Here is a 15,104-nt window from a genome sequence, read left to right on the forward strand (position 1 = left end):
CTAATGCCGTGGGGCGGAGAACAAGAATTCCGATAGGTTGTTTTCTCGGTATGGCTGTTGGACTGTTACCACCCCCTTGGGCTATGATTTGTCCATGAATACAAAAGAAAAACAACATACGATTGCCGGTCTTTTTGTGCTCCTGTTAATCATGGGAATCGCTGTCATCCTTCGGTTGGTCGGGATTACCAAGGAGTCTTTGTGGTGGGATGAATACGCCAGCCATGTGTATTTGAATACGCCTACCCTTTCCGACTTCCTCGCGTGGAATCTAAGCCTTGATCCGCTCAGCCTGCCCAGTTATTACAGTCTGGAATATTGGTGGACACACTATGTGCATGATTCCGTATTGAGTCTTCGGCTTCTGAGTGTTCTTATCGGTGTTGCCGTCATTCCCCTCGTCTACGGATTGGGCAGACGCATGGTGAGCCGACGTGCAGGTTTGTTGGCGGCCGCGCTGGTCGCCCTGTCGCCCAACCATATACACCACGCCCAAGGTATACGCGCTTACGTTCTGTTTATATTCCTTACCGCCCTGGTCGTGTGGACCTTTATCCGCCTTCTCGAGGAGCGGCGCTTGTCATGGTGGGCAGCCCATGCTATTGCCTGCCTGCTCTTGTATTGGACCCATGCCTTTTCGGTCTTACTGCCTCTTTCCTTAGGTATTTTTTTGCTATTTCGTTTGAAGGTGTGGCGCGGCTTTCTCTTTCAGTGGGGCATCGTGCAAGTGATTTTATTGGCGCCCACAGCCTTTTATCTTTCCACGCTTCGGTTCTGGCCGCAAGATACCACAGCACGCTGGATTGCACTGCCGGGCGTCTTATCCCTTGGCGCTGATCTCTTCTTCGACGATATTTCCGCCTTTCATTGGCAGTTTCGATTGGGCGCGATAGCAGCTTCCTTGGGATCGCTGCGCGTGGTTGTTGACCTTGTCTTTGCCGTACTGATCCTAGTCGGTCTTTTACAAGTTGCGGCGAGTGGGGCGCGAAAGAAGACACAAGATTCCGCCTCCAAAAATAACTATGGACTCCTTTTTTATCTCTGGCTTCTTATCTCGCCCATAAGTTTATTTATACTGTCTTGGACAATGCGCCCTTGTATGTTTCCGCGCTATACGATTCATAGTACCCTTGCCTTATACCTGCTTTTGGGCGCAGCATTTGGAGCGTCCAAAATTCCCGGTCGCCGTCTCGTATTGCCCTTGCTCCTTTGCGGACTCATGTTTCTCCAATGGTTTTGGCTGCAGCCGGGTCCGCAGCGCAGCGATTGGCGTTCCGCCGCACTCTTCCTTCAAGAACAGGCTGCGCCTCACGATGTATTGCTGGTTAAGAACAGGCTTAGCCGAAATATTTTTCTACACAATATGGAAGTATTGACACCGCAAAACCTAGAGATTCCTGTGGCTTCAGCGAGTACTTATTCCCTTTTAGCCGCGCAGACTGCTCTGTGTCTAGGCATACTTCCTTCGGAGACGGAAGACACACGAGTCTGGGTGCTCGTGGCTATGGACTATTTTGAGCCGGGCCCGCCCCAAGATTTTGAGCGTTATCTTGAAGAATGGTCTATTCCTTTTGAACGCTGGTCTTTTCCTGCCATTCGCGAAATCTATATCTATCGCATGGACAGGGGAACGGCAGCCCTGCCCGATTCTATAGAAGCTTTATATACGGACTCGGACATCAAAAAAGACAGCTTAGCGGGAGACCTGGAGCATCACAGCATGCAAGCTTTCGGAGAGCTTGCAACGGCTCTGGCTTTGCAAGGAGAACGAGAGGCGGCAAAAGAAATCTTTGACGGTATTTTTAAGATCAATACCTTCGCCAAAGAAATCTATGGGAATTTTCGTAAAGCCTTGGATGCGGCTGAAGAACTCGATACCAAGGCAGCAGCCATCGAAACGCTTTGGCAAGCCTATGGTTTGCGCAAGAATGTTCAGCCGCGCCTCATGCTGCAGGCGTTTCAAAAGGCGGCGGCTTTGGATCCCATGCTTGCCCTCGCTCATGTCGAAATAGGGCTGGAGCTGGCACAACAAGGAACCTATACCGAAGCGAGAGAAGCGTTACTGCTTGCAATGAATGCCGATGATCGGTATCGTGATATGCTCTCCAGTCTCGTTGATGCATTGGCAAATGGTCAGGACATTCCCGCAAAATTAAGCGCTGTTATGGACTATCGTGAGGCGCTTTTAGCACTCAGCACCGGCGACACGGAAAAAGCGCAACGTATGCTGCAACATGCCCGCGCGACTGATCCCCAACTGGTTGCTGCTCAGCTTATGCTTGCCTATGTCTGGGTCGACGGGGACAGCGATGAAGACGTAGAAGCACTGCTGCAGCAGTATCTAAGCGCCACCGACCGTCCTCTTATTGATAGTTTTGCTTATCTTGCAATGATTCTAACTGAACATAACAACCTGGACCGCGCCGCCAACACCATGAAGATGCTTTTTGACACAGATACTCAGACCCGCAAGAGCTACGACAGTTTAGCGAAAGCCCTTGCATCGGGCGAAGGTGTGTCCGAAGCAGCGTTATCAATCCGCAGCATGTGGGAAGGCTTTGATGCAGCGGCGAATGCAAAGGAAGAACAAGCGCTGAGCGCCTTTGCCAAAGCAGTGGAAATAAATCCCGACAATAACCCGGCGGCCCTTGAATTAGCGCTTCATCTGGTTGCTGCGAAGCGACAGGAAGAGGCGCTTCCCTTGCTTCTGCGTGTTGCTGAAAAAGACCCCGATTATAGGACGATGACCGAGTTTCTCATTCACGATATACGCAGCGGGGCTGATACGACGGCGAGCCTCAACGGGATCAACGCCTATCGGCGCGGAATCCTTGCACAGAGCCGCGGCGAGTATGAAGAGGCGGTGACAGCGTTGGAGGAGGCGGTGCAGGCGGATCCGCGACTCGAAGCCGCCCATACGTCGCGGGTATTTAACTTAATTATTCTGCGTAGATTTGAAGAGGCGATGGCAGGGCTTAACCGCTATCTTGATGGAACAGAGCATCCGTCGCCCGGAGCCTTTGGGCTTCTTACCGTGCTTTACATTGCCAACAAGGATACGGAACAAGCCGTCGAGTCGTACCGGACTGCCATGAGTATGGATGACAGCTACGCGCAGCAATTCGGACCGATCTTTTTCGCGGCCTTGGAGATGCGCGACTACGACAAGCTCCGACAGGAGATGGATCAACTGAAAAAGGCAGGTGTCGACCTCTATCCGCTCATGGATGAAATCACCCGCGATTATTTGGCAAATACTGAGCCTCGTTCCGAAGCTGAGATTGCCCTTCAAAAAATGAAAGAAGAGAACCGATACTGGGCAGATATGCAGCGTTTTGCCGAGGAAGATGAGGCAGAAACACCCGTTCCCGGCGATATCCTCTTTACCGGCAGCTCCACGGCTCGCATGTGGGATGTGAAGAAGTTTTTCCCCGATTTACCTGTTGTGAATCGCGGCTTTGGCGGCTCTGTGTATAAAGAAGTGACTCTCTTCCACAAGGAGATCGTGCGCAGCCACCAGCCCTCCATCCTTGTTTTGTATTCCGGTGATAACGACGTTTTCAGAAATGAGACCGCTGAAGAGACAGCACAAGATGGATTGGATGCTGTAGATGCGCTGCGCACAGTGGCACCGAAGGCGCAGATTATTGTGATCAGCACCAAACCCAGTGCTTCCCGCTGGCAGTATGCGCCGGTCATGCTCGCCGCCAATGGGATTATCGCTGAACAGCTTGCCACGCGGGAAAACATGATCTTCGTCGATCTTGTTCCTTTGCTTCTGGATGAGAAGGGCTTGCCCGATCCCGTATGTTTCCGTGACGACGAATTACATTTAAGCGATGAAGGATACCGTCGCTGGAGCGAAGCGCTGCGACCCTACCTCATCAAAGCCGGAGAAACAACAGAAAACTGAAGCTATCGGTTGTAGTCCTGTGTCCGCCACAGGGGGGCTGTACCGACTCAACGGCTTATTATTGATTCATGATAAACACACCACTATATCCCAAGGGAATATAGGCGGTATGGTCGACAAAAGAAATCTTCCACGGATAAGACATGGTCGATTCCAGCGCTTTCAATTCAGGATTCGAGCCGCTGAAATCGTATTGAGCAATGACGGTTCCCGAAACGGTCAAATACAGATGATTTGCGTGTGCGCCCAAGAGTGTACACCATTCCGTGCTTACGGGTTTTTGTGCCGTCAATTCGATCATACCTTCTTGGGTCAAAATATACTTGCCGATGTGATACGACAGGTTACTGTCTCTATCGGTGTCATTTGTCGTGGAAGTAGACACGTCCCCGTCAAGCGTTTCATCAACCGTATAGGGCATACCGACGAAATATAGCTTCTCTTCATCAGGCATAAAACTCTGGTAGTCAGATTCCAAGACGACCGTGTCAACCAACGCAGCCCGGCTGTCTGAAAGGATGACCGAATGGAGCACTGTGGCAAGGGTATTGTCCTTGTTGTATTGGTGATCTTTAAAGTATGCGTAATTCGTACCCGTCACCCTGTGAATGATAAGTCCGGGCACATTGATGCGTTGCCCCAGCGTGCGGTCAAAGGGATTGAGCGATTGCAGAAAATAGGCGCACCGGGGCTGCATGCTGTTGGCACTATAAAGCGTGTCGTAGGAGCTGATATAAATCAAATGACCTTCCGCCGTAACTTGCTCTATATTCTGTGTGCCTAAGCTTAGATAATGGGGAGCTGCGGGATCGGCAAGATCCAAGACTGCAAAAATATGTTCAAAGCGCGTCCTCCACCAATCTGACTGAGAACGGCCTCCGTGAAGGACAAGGAAATCACCGGCTAAGAAAGCGGTGTTTCCTGAGTAATAACCGTTAGTATAGGGTCGGTAAAACATGCCTTCTGCGGGATATATACCGCCCCAATACCCCCACCCCCAAAGGGGCTCAATATCTGCGACCCAATTCCCGATTTCGACGGGGTGAAAAACGTCACTGAAATCGACCAAACTGATTTCATAGCGGGCGCTGTATTCGGGTTCATAGCCGTAGGCCTTCGTGACCAAAACAATACTGTTATGCCAAGGGAAAGCCTGAGACAGTTCTGTATTTTTCAAGACGAATGTGCCCGCCTCTTCTCCGCCCGGATGAGACAGGGCACGCAATACCGTTTCTTGACGTCCGTGGGGCGCCAAAAGTTCGACGATCGCGCCATTTTCCAGAAGCAGCACATCAATGATATTTTCCGCAAGGACAAGATTGTTTTTTACAACAGGCAGAGATAAGTCCGATCCGTCAATGATGGCAAGTTCTTCTTGAGTCACGCCATAAAACAAATTATCATAGGCAAAGGAACGCACAATTTCAGATTGCACATCAACGCGGCCGCGCACCGTCAAGCGGTCACGCTGCCACGAAACAAATTGCAGACGGTTATAAGGTTTGTCCTCTTCTTTGTTAAAACCGCTTACGGGGATCAGCAAGATATCATCGAAAATGGAGAGGGATTTGACGTCATTATAGGCGGATGACCAAGACCACTCGTCGCCGAAACTGACATAGTCAAGCCGTTTAGGGGCCGCCGGATCGTGTACATCAAAGAGGCTTACCATAACACGGCGCCCTTCAGAATCATCCACGCCAAGCGCAATTAACCGATCGCCCCGTGTTTCAATATGCGTAGACCATCCGGGCACTTCCAATTCACCTGCCACGTATGGATTTCGCGGGTCTGTTAAGTCGACGATAAAAAGGGGATCCACGTTGAAATAAGTGACGATATAGGCCCGAGGACCATCGAAACGGGTGGCGAAAAGACTGTCGCCTTCAGCACTTTCGAGGGCAGTCTGCCCCAATTGTATCAGGCTGTCGGGATTGGTAATATCAAAAACGGTCACAATCGTTTGACGGTTTTGTCCCCATGTATTAGTCACGGTTCGCAAACTACCCTGCCAAGCATCCATTTTGAAACGATCTGCCATATACCCGGGCACTATAGTGGAGCCGCGCAGCATGATTTTCCCTTTTGGATCACTAATATCCACGTAGTCAATGCGGCTGTTTCCGCTGCCATAATCGTGGCTTACGGTGAAAATGGCGTTCTCCGTAGCGTAAATAAGGTTTCCGTATCCTTCAAAGAGAAGTTGGTCAGCCACGTAGATATTTTCCGGGGTAGTAATGTTAATGGCTGTCGCGCCGGTGGTGCCGTAGGATACGGTTTCGGAGTCGGCACTTGTCCCGTCTTGGCTGTATTCGTACCAACTGTAATCGCTTGTGACCACATAGAGGGTATTCCCCACCATGCGGCTGTCGACAAGATCGCCATCAAACCCGAAAGTGCCGCGGGTCGTGATCTTCGTCGGGTCGTTGATATCCAGCACATAGAGCATGGAGCCATACGTGACACGGATGAGTTCATTCTCTACAGAGACATTACGTGCGTAACTGACCAACACGTAAGCCTGATCATTGACCAAATATAAATCACGGGGATAACCGTTTACAGGCGTCTGTGATAACAGCTCTTCCCGTGCCATATCCACAATGGTCAATCCTCTGTATTGATTCAAAATGAATAAAAGATCTCCGGAACGGCGGATGACATCCGGTTCCACTAATTCCCGGTCGGAATGCTCTTCCTCATTTGCCTCAGGGGAACCGTCTAATGCACCCCAAACAAACTCACGCATAGTCGTGTTGAGATTTGCACTGGTAAATTGAAGGTCTTTGTCCGAGCACCCGGCCAAGACACCCATCACTACAGACGCTACGACTGAGAAAGAAAAGATGAATCGCATTGTACTCAAGTCCCTTATTTCCATCGTTGTGGAGAATCATCACTTCAGTATGTAAATCCCAAAGGGATTATTATCCATCTGTATTGCGTGGAAAGACAAACACAGGAGCACGTATAACCTACTCCCATATTCATTATACAATCGAGTACAAACTATGTGTCAGATTTTAACGGAATTGGATGGCATATAGATCGGCGTCTTTCAAGACAAGGTGCAGGCGTATGGGCGTGCCCGCCAAGGCACGGATATCCTCCTTGTCTTGCCAGGCTATGGGTTGATCCACCATATTGCCAATAATTTCCGGGCAATCGTCTAAGCCGTAGCCGTCAATGGCTGAACCGTCCTCATGGAGCAATGCCACGCGGATGGATCCGGCGGCGGATGTGCTGAAATTCATATAGAGTGCCGTTCCCGTAAAAAGTAGGGGTTTCGTGGTCATACTTCCGCCGTCATAGCCGGCGCGTAGGCTCACAAAACCATCGGGCCGCATGCTGTAACGATCAAGCCTCGCCGTCGGCTGCCCGTAATTGTGCTGGATATAAAAGGACATTTCAGTCTCACCCGTAGGAACAATACCCCAAGCGGGATAGTTGGTTCGTGAGGTCCAATTTTCCAAACCGATGCCGGGCCGTATGAAGCCTTCCATAAAAGTGCGTGTGTAGTGATTGCCGCCGCGGCTCGTGATTAGCACATTATCGGAACAGTCCTTGTAGTACCCCTCCTCAATGCCCAGCTTGCGTGCTGCCTCTTCCGATACCACGCGCCGTCCCGGCATGAAGCGTGCCGCCAAGGAAACATAAATATGGGGAGCACGATAGTAAGCGAGGGTCTGGTTCGTATAGAGTTCTTCGGGAGGACGGTCACCTGCATCCATCACGACAGGTGCGCTCCAATGCCTGAAATCGGGAGAGGTGCAGCGGCTGACCCAACGATAGCCCTTGTAATCGCCTTCCGACCAGCTCCGGAAATAACAGACATAACAGGATTCTGATTCCGACCAAAACGCCACGTTCTGAGAATCAAAAGCGCCTTCCGTGATCATAGCTTCTTCCGTTTTATGCCACCGGAAGCCGTCTTCCGAAGCGAAACCACTGAGTCCTGTTGAAGAAGTGCCTGCCAGCGCGAGATAGCGTTCCTCCGCCGGTGCTCCGGGGCGTATATTAAGAAAGGGACTGAAGTTGTGGGAGTAGGGTGCATGCCCCGCCAAAACCACATTATTTTCGCTGCTGTTCCGCACGGTAAAGAGTTTCAGCTTCGGTTTATTCCAAAGGATGCCGTCGCTGCTTTCCGCGTAACAGGTGACCTCATTTTGAGAGCCGTCCTTGCCCGCTTCCGGTAAGCCTCGATAATACATGCGGTAAAGGCGCTGCCCATCATCCCAAAATACCGTAACGTAGCCGCAATAGCGTCCTTCCCAAGCTTCATCAAAGAGCAGTGCAGTGCCTTTATGTTCCGGCACCCCCATAACGAGCTGTGTCCCTTCCATGGCGTCGATTAGAAAATCGTCGACGAAGAGTTCCCGTTTGGAAGCAATGTCAAGAGGAGAAGCGAAAGCCTGCGTCCCCAATGCGATACACAGCAACAGTCCCACTATCTCCCAAAAAGCTGAAAATAAGCGCATGCCGTGTCTCCTGATCTAGGTGATATCTTCGATCTGTTATTACTGTACTTTGATCATAGCACAGCGGCGGGGTAAATCGCGTATTTCACGAAGGTTTTTATGCTATAGGCGCTTCGTTTCAGCCTTCGAAATGATGATCCATTTCGAGGGAGGGCTGCGCAAAGGATTCTTTGCCGATGGGATGGGCGGGTATGCCTGCCACCGTGGTGTGGGGCGGCACATCTTCTAATACGACGGCGCCGGCAGCGATCTTAGCGCCCTCGCCAATTTCGATATTGCCCAGTACTTTTGCACCTGTGGAAATCAAGACACCTCGGCGCACTTTCGGATGGCGGTCGCCTTGTTCTTTGCCTGTTCCGCCTAAGGTCACCCCATGGAGCATGGACACGTTTTCACCCACTACGGCGGTCTCGCCGATGACAACGCCTGTGGCATGATCGATAAAGCAGCCTTTGCCCAATTGCGCCGCAGGGTGGGCGTCAACACCAAACATTTCAGAGATACGGCTTTGCAGAAACAACGCTAAATGAATGCGTTCTTTATGCCAATAATAATGGGCGATACGCTGGGCTTGAATCGATAAAAACCCCTTAAAGTATAAGAGCGGCTGTGAATATTTGCGGCACGCCGGGTCACGGCCGTAGACTGCCAATAAATCTGCTCGGGCGAATTGACCCAATTGTTGTTCTGCGTCATAGGCCTCTTCGATTAGGTCGCGAAGAGACAGTGCAGGCAAAGTGGCGCTTTCCAATTTGCTTGCCAATTGAAAGCCTAAAGCGTCTTCAAAGGTTTTATGATTGAGGATGGTAGTGTGCAAAAAGCTCGCCAATAATGGTTCACGCCAAGCGCCTTCTGTTGCTTCAGCACGAATTTGTTCCCACAAACTATCGGGGGTAACCGTTTCCATAAAATGTATAATAATCCTTTATAAGCTAGTCTGCTTCAATTCAATCAGAGGGGATCGGGAGGGCTCCGAGCACAAGCCTGTTTTAGACAAGGCGAAACGCTCCGGTCATGAACCGCTTTTTGTGCCGCTATGGATCAGGCGGCAACAGTGCGGACGCCGCCGCTGCCCGGCAGCGGTCGCAAGGAGCCTTTGCAATGAGCCCCTTGGGTACTCAAGCACCTTTCTCTGAGTCGGGAGCCTTAGCAACTGTACTTTTCGCCTTGGCTTTTGGCTTCGCTTTTGCCTTTGGTTTTGCCTTGGCTTTGGCAGGCGCTTTCACACGTTTGGGCAAAGAAACATAAAAGGTTTTGAGCAGTTCCAGAAGTTCCCCCAGACACAGACGCAATTCTTCGTCGTCGTTAATGCCCAGCGCAGCAGCGGCATCACAAAATTGTTGCCATTTCTCGTGATCCCACATCCCTTTGTTTTTTACGACAAAATTACTTGCGAGTTTTGCCAGTTGTTCAATCGTGTACGGTTCGGCCATGTATAGGGCTCCTTTTATTTTGGGCAGGCGAAGCGATTACCTCATAGCGGTAAAAGACCTGTCCACATACAATTCTTAAACACATTTAAATGTATTCATAGTCACTATTATACACTATGCAGAATTTCCAAGTTTGGGCAAGGGTCAGTCTCTCCAGGTCGGGATAACATTAGGGCGAGGAATACTGTGTTTTCCTCGGTGTAACCTTTTGATTCGAAACAATAGCCTATGCGTGTTATAGCAGCAAATATTCCTATATAAGAAACACACGGAGGAATTCTTATTATTCCGTATATATACAGCGTCCTTCCGTCGGAATGCAACGACCGCTACCGTACTGCAAATTTTTTCAAATAATCTTTTCATAAAATGTCTATCATTCTAATTATCTTGATATGATCATAAAAAGGCTTTTACCGGCAGCGGAGGACACAAAAATACCCGGATGATCTATCCTAACGATAGAAATACTTATGTGGATTGGGATTTTGAAGATACTTAGGTGCACGACACGGAGGTTGCTGTTAATGGTGGTTATCCCTATTTGAAAACACTCCCGCCCATACCGGAAAATAAGACGAAATAGAAAATACAGTCCCCTGCAGCCGATGCTGCAGGACTCATGCTAAGAGCGTATCCGCTCCAAGGGAAAATAAAATGAATACGACCAAGTCCGTCGCCCATCTTTTTATAGTGCTTTTGTTGCTGCTGAGTTCATCAACGCTCTTTGCCGACTTCTTTGTTGCGCCTGATGGTGCCGATGATAATCCGGGAACAGAACAGGCTCCTTTTCGAAGTCTTGAAAAGGCACGGGATGCCATCCGCGCATTAAAAAAAGAAGCAGGGCTTCCCGACGGCGGTGTTACCGTTCATATTGCCGGCGGCACCTATGAACAGCGCCGTACGTTTGTTTTGACTGCTGAGGATTCCGGAACTGCTGCCGCCCCCATTCGTTATTGTGCCTTCGGAGCTGAAGCGCCTTGTTTTACGGGAGCCTTGCCGCTGCGCAACTTTAGGGCTGTTGACGATCCGGAGATTTTGGCAAGGCTGCCGGAATCAGCTCGGGAACATATACGTTGCGCCGATCTTGCTGAAGCGGGATTGGATGAGGTGCCTGCACTGCTGCTGGGTGGTTTTTCAAGTGGCAGGGGATTCGTAACCCACCCGATCATGGAACTCTTCGTTGAGGATGTGCCCATGATACCGGCGCGTTGGCCCAACGAAGGCTTTATCTTTACCGGCGAAATCCAAGGGGACACAGTTCAAGCTGCGAAGGACGAGGCGGACACGCCTAAGGACGGTATTTTCAAATTTCTTGAAGAGCGTCCCTTGTCGTGGGTCAACGAGCCGGACCCTTGGCTTTACGGCTATTGGTATTGGGACTGGGCTGATTCCTACGAAAAGATTGCGTCAATCGATGCTGAAAACCGTATCATTCGATTGGAGAAGCCGTGGCATGGTTATGGTTACCGCGCCAAGCAGCGCTACTATGCGCTGAACCTGCTCTGTGAACTGGACATGCCCGGTGAATGGTATTTGGACAGGGCAGAGAAAAAGCTGTACCTCTATCCGAAACAGGATTTGGAGGGCGCAAGAGTGTCGCTTTCTGCCGCGCTCTTTTCGATGGTGCATGCAACAGACCTTGCCTACCTTTCCTTTGAAGGTATTCAATGGGAATGCGGCGCGGCAGACGGCATTCTTTTGGAAGGCGGTACTGCCTGCCGACTAGAAGGCTGTGTCATTCGTAAAATGGCGGGTAATGGTCTGGAGATCAACGGCGGCTTCGAACATCATGTTCAATCCTGCGACATTTATTCTATGGGCCGCGGCGGCATAGTGCTTAGCGGCGGCGATCGCAAAAGCTTGCGCCCGGGAAAACATCGAGTTGAAAACTGCCATATCCACCACCTGTCACGGATTGACCATTGTTATACGCCCGGAGTCTTGTTATCAGGTGTCGGCAATGAGATCCGCCACTGTTTCATTCATGATGTGGCAAGCAGTGCTTTCCGCGTGGGCGGCAACGATCATCTGTTGGAATTTAACGAAATCTACAGAGCTGTATTGGAATCCGATGATCAGGGCGGCGCTGATATGTGGGGCGATCCGACGTATTACGGAAACGTGTATCGCTACAATTATTGGCATCATTTGGGCAATCCGAAGAAAGATAAAGAAGATGCCCATTCTATGCAGGCAGGTATCCGTCTGGACGATGCCATTTGCGGCGTGGTTATAGAAGGCAATATCTTTCAACGTTGTTCCATGGCGCCTACCGTATTTGGCGGTGTACAGATTCACGGAGGAAAAGATAATTTAATTACGGGCAATCTCTTTGTAGACAATGCGGCTGCCGTCAGTTTTTCACCTTGGGGCGAGAAACGTTGGCATGCCTTTGTCGCAGATGCCCTTGACGCGGAAGAGATAGACCGCGCCCTCTATCTGGAGCGCTATCCCGCCTTGGCAAAACTCTTAGACGATCATGATTTTAATAGGGTTGAGAACAATGTGGTGTTGCGTTGTGATCAGCTTTTCCTTCGTGCTCCCGATGTTATCCAATCACGGGGCAACCGAGAGCTGCCCGACAGCGGCTTCATGAGAGAATCGGCGGAGGAACGACTCCACTGGTCGGAAAGCGAAGCGGCCGAACTCGGTCTGCAACACATCCCCTTTGAAAAGATCGGCTTATACAAGGATCGGTGGCGGAGCGAAGTGGTCAGAGCGGGAAATTAACAAGGACTTGATCACAAAGCGCTTGCCGTCGGCAGGGATAAGGTTAGTCTTCGTCCGGCTTTTTTTCGGTCGCTATTTTCTTCTCAGTAAGGTTTAATCCGCGGCCCAGACCCATGGCATCAAAACCCAGTTTATCCCGTACTGCATCCACGCTTTGCATGACCCGTTCCCATTTCTTTTGTTGTTCGTGGTGGAACAAATCTAACTGATGCTGGTGGGCGCTTAGGGCGGAAAGATTCACCCCAATGAGGCGCACGCTGGCACGTCTGCTTTTCGCTTTAGGCACCAATGCAGCGATGGCGTCAAGCAAGGTCGTATCCAGGGAGGTGGATTCGCTGAGCGACTTGGAGAAGGTTTTGGTCAAGAAATCACGATACCGTACTTTCAAGGTTACGCGCCGCGTCTCCAATCCTTCGCTGCGCATCGTATAGGCACAGTCCTCGACCAAGCGGAAGAGAACCGATTGGATGACTTCCCAATCCGTCAGATCTGATGAAAAGGTAGTTTCTCGGCTAATGGATTTGGGTTGGACATTCAGCACGATCCGGTCGTCCCCTTCTCCCATGGCGGAGACGCGCAGGTGCCGCGCCAAATTCTCGCCCATACAGCGTTCGAGGAGTCCCGGCGGTATTTCACGGAGCTGCTGCACGGTCATGATGCCCAATTGTTCGAGGGAGTCGCCCGTATGTTTGCCGACGCCCGGCAATACGCGCACAGATAGAGGCGCTAAAAATGCTTGTTCATCTCCCGGGTCAATGGTCAGACAGCAGTTAGGCTTCGCTTCGTTGGCAGCTATCTTGGCAACAGCTTTGTTGGAGGCGATCCCTATGGTTGCGGTGATTTGCTCCTGTTCCCAGATCATCTTTTTGATATGTGCGGCCAAAGCCTCTTCGCTGCCAAATAAATGAATGGAACCCGTAATATCCAAGTTTGCTTCATCAATGGATGCCATCTGCACTTGGGGCGTGACGCTTTCTAAGATGGCGTGAATGCGCCGTGATACCTTGCCGTACAATCCATGGCTACAGGGGATAAAGACGGCTTGGGGGCACAGGCGTCGCGCTTGGGCGATGGGCATGGCGGAGCGCACGCCGAAATGGCGCGCTTCATAGGAGGCGCTGGTAACAACGCCACGGCTGTCACCGGCGCCTCCGCCCACAATAACAGGTTGACCGCGTAAGCTGGGGTTACGCGCGATTTCCACAGACGCGAAAAAGGCGTCCATATCAATATGAAGTAAACGGCGTTGCATGATTCAACATCAAGGGCGGTGTACGAAGAAAGGTTTAATACCTAGCTTCGGTTCACAGCGCAGCAAGGGGGATGAACCAGTATCGAACCCGTTCCCGTTTCCACGTATAGGATACGGCAATACCTTCCTTGGTGGAGATGATGGCGGGATACGAGAATTCAAATTTCGTGGTGGGCGGATCATCTTCAAAATGGGCGAACAAGTTCCAGCTTTCACCATTATCCGAGGAGATCGCCAGCGACAGCGGCGTCCGTGCGCCCCAATTCCTATCCACGGGATTCAAGACCAAGAGCACCCGGCCATCTTCAAGATTGATGGCGTCGAGACCGCTGTTGTTATTGGGCAGCCCTGCATCCCGTATGGGGGTCCAAGTTTTACCGTAATCCTCTGAATCGGCGCGCCATGCACGGCCCGCACAGGCACGCATTAAAGCATGTACTTTACCGGGTGCAGATTCCCAGAAGGTGGGCTGGATACATCCTTTGCCTTTGAAAATGGATCGGTCGATTTGGAAATCTTCAGAACGTTCCCATGTCAGCCCGCGGTCGGTGGAGCGATCGGCGAAACTCTCCCACAGTTTATGTTCGGTCGAAGCGGGGGCAAGCCAAGCGCCGTCGGACAGGATGATCGCTTTGTTTTTTACAGGTCCACGGCCGCCCACATCGCCGGGAACCATTTCCTTGGCTTCGGACCACGTGACGCCGTTATCTTTGGAACTCATCCACCATGTTTTCCAAATGGGCACATCAGTAGCCACTTTAAAAAACAGGTGTACTTCGCCTTCTGCATCGGTGAAAAGAACAGGGTTCCAGTGTGCCGTCTCTTCCACTTTGACGGCTAGATAGGGCGGCAGCCACTGCCCATCAATGAGCCGTGACATCCAGATGCCCACATCAGGATCTTTTTCTTTGGTTCCGCCGAACCACGCGGCAATCATGGTTCCGTCAGGCGCTTGGGCAACGGTGCTGGCGTGACATTCGGGGAAAGGCCGATCATCACCAAAAACAAAATCGACCCTGCCGCCTGCTTCCAGCACGCGAGCTTCAAAATCTTTCGCAGATAATACGGCGCTTTCGTCTAATGCGTTGACCCACTCCGCCCCTTTGTTTTCGACAAGAGGTTTGATTTCCGCTTTCCCATCTTGGGCACAGGCGACAAGGGTAAATACACCTAAAGAAAGAACCGACAAAACAAGTAATAATCGTAGTTGCACTGTATTTTCTCCTTTTCCGTTAAGATCATGTGCGTTGTTGGCACGGAATCGTCTGATTCAAGTATTCATGACGATACAGGTC

The 15,104-nt window shown here is 50.9% G+C and carries 8 protein-coding genes; 2 read left to right on the forward strand and 6 right to left on the reverse strand.

Annotated elements, in window-relative coordinates; translation table 11 throughout:
- Window positions 1–94 precede the first annotated feature (94 nt).
- Window positions 95–3,913 (forward strand): tetratricopeptide repeat protein, encoded by a 3,819-nt coding sequence (locus tag GX117_00220; GenBank protein NLO31769.1) that lies wholly within the window; start codon window positions 95–97, stop codon window positions 3,911–3,913.
- 58 nt (window positions 3,914–3,971) lie between these two features.
- Here the strand turns inward: GX117_00220 and GX117_00225 are convergent, their stop codons facing one another.
- From GX117_00225 to GX117_00240, 4 genes are all read right to left on the reverse strand, one after another.
- A complete protein-coding gene (locus GX117_00225) occupies window positions 3,972–6,779 on the reverse strand; it encodes a hypothetical protein (protein NLO31770.1) in 2,808 nt (935 codons plus the stop codon).
- A gap of 157 nt (window positions 6,780–6,936) precedes the next feature.
- Complete coding sequence (locus GX117_00230) at window positions 6,937–8,337, reverse strand: hypothetical protein (protein NLO31771.1); 1,401 nt, start codon at window positions 8,335–8,337, stop codon at window positions 6,937–6,939.
- Between the two features lie 172 nt (window positions 8,338–8,509).
- On the reverse strand, window positions 8,510–9,298 hold the full coding sequence (gene cysE / locus GX117_00235; GenBank protein NLO31772.1) for a serine O-acetyltransferase: 789 nt from the start codon (window positions 9,296–9,298) through the stop codon (window positions 8,510–8,512).
- Window positions 9,299–9,509: 211 nt separating this feature from the next.
- Window positions 9,510–9,824, reverse strand: coding sequence for a hypothetical protein (locus GX117_00240; GenBank protein ID NLO31773.1), 315 nt, complete (start codon window positions 9,822–9,824; stop codon window positions 9,510–9,512).
- A 657-nt stretch (window positions 9,825–10,481) separates the two neighbouring features.
- Between GX117_00240 and GX117_00245 the strand changes: the two genes are divergently transcribed.
- Window positions 10,482–12,557, forward strand: a complete 2,076-nt coding sequence (locus tag GX117_00245) for a hypothetical protein (GenBank protein NLO31774.1) — start codon at window positions 10,482–10,484, stop codon at window positions 12,555–12,557.
- A gap of 43 nt (window positions 12,558–12,600) precedes the next feature.
- Here GX117_00245 and dinB read toward each other — a convergent pair whose 3' ends face one another.
- Together dinB and GX117_00255 are read right to left on the reverse strand one after the other, a co-directional pair.
- On the reverse strand, window positions 12,601–13,809 hold the full coding sequence (gene dinB / locus GX117_00250) for a DNA polymerase IV (protein NLO31775.1): 1,209 nt from the start codon (window positions 13,807–13,809) through the stop codon (window positions 12,601–12,603).
- 52 nt (window positions 13,810–13,861) lie between these two features.
- A complete protein-coding gene (locus tag GX117_00255; GenBank protein ID NLO31776.1) occupies window positions 13,862–15,022 on the reverse strand; it encodes an exo-alpha-sialidase in 1,161 nt (386 codons plus the stop codon).
- Window positions 15,023–15,104 lie beyond the last annotated feature (82 nt).

The sequence above is a fragment of the Candidatus Hydrogenedentota bacterium genome, assembly GCA_012523015.1.
Lineage (GTDB): Bacteria > Hydrogenedentota > Hydrogenedentia > Hydrogenedentales > CAITNO01 > JAAYBJ01.

Excerpts from the sequence above, each read along its gene's own strand:
- GX117_00220 (NLO31769.1), top strand. The coding sequence starts at position 95 with ATGAATACAAAAGAAAAACAACATACGATTGCCGGTCTTTTTGTGCTC.
- cysE (NLO31772.1), bottom strand. The coding sequence starts at position 9,298 with ATGGAAACGGTTACCCCCGATAGTTTGTGGGAACAAATTCGTGCTGAA.
- GX117_00240 (NLO31773.1), bottom strand. The coding sequence starts at position 9,824 with ATGGCCGAACCGTACACGATTGAACAACTGGCAAAACTCGCAAGTAAT.
- GX117_00245 (NLO31774.1), top strand. The coding sequence starts at position 10,482 with ATGAATACGACCAAGTCCGTCGCCCATCTTTTTATAGTGCTTTTGTTG.
- dinB (NLO31775.1), bottom strand. The coding sequence starts at position 13,809 with ATGCAACGCCGTTTACTTCATATTGATATGGACGCCTTTTTCGCGTCT.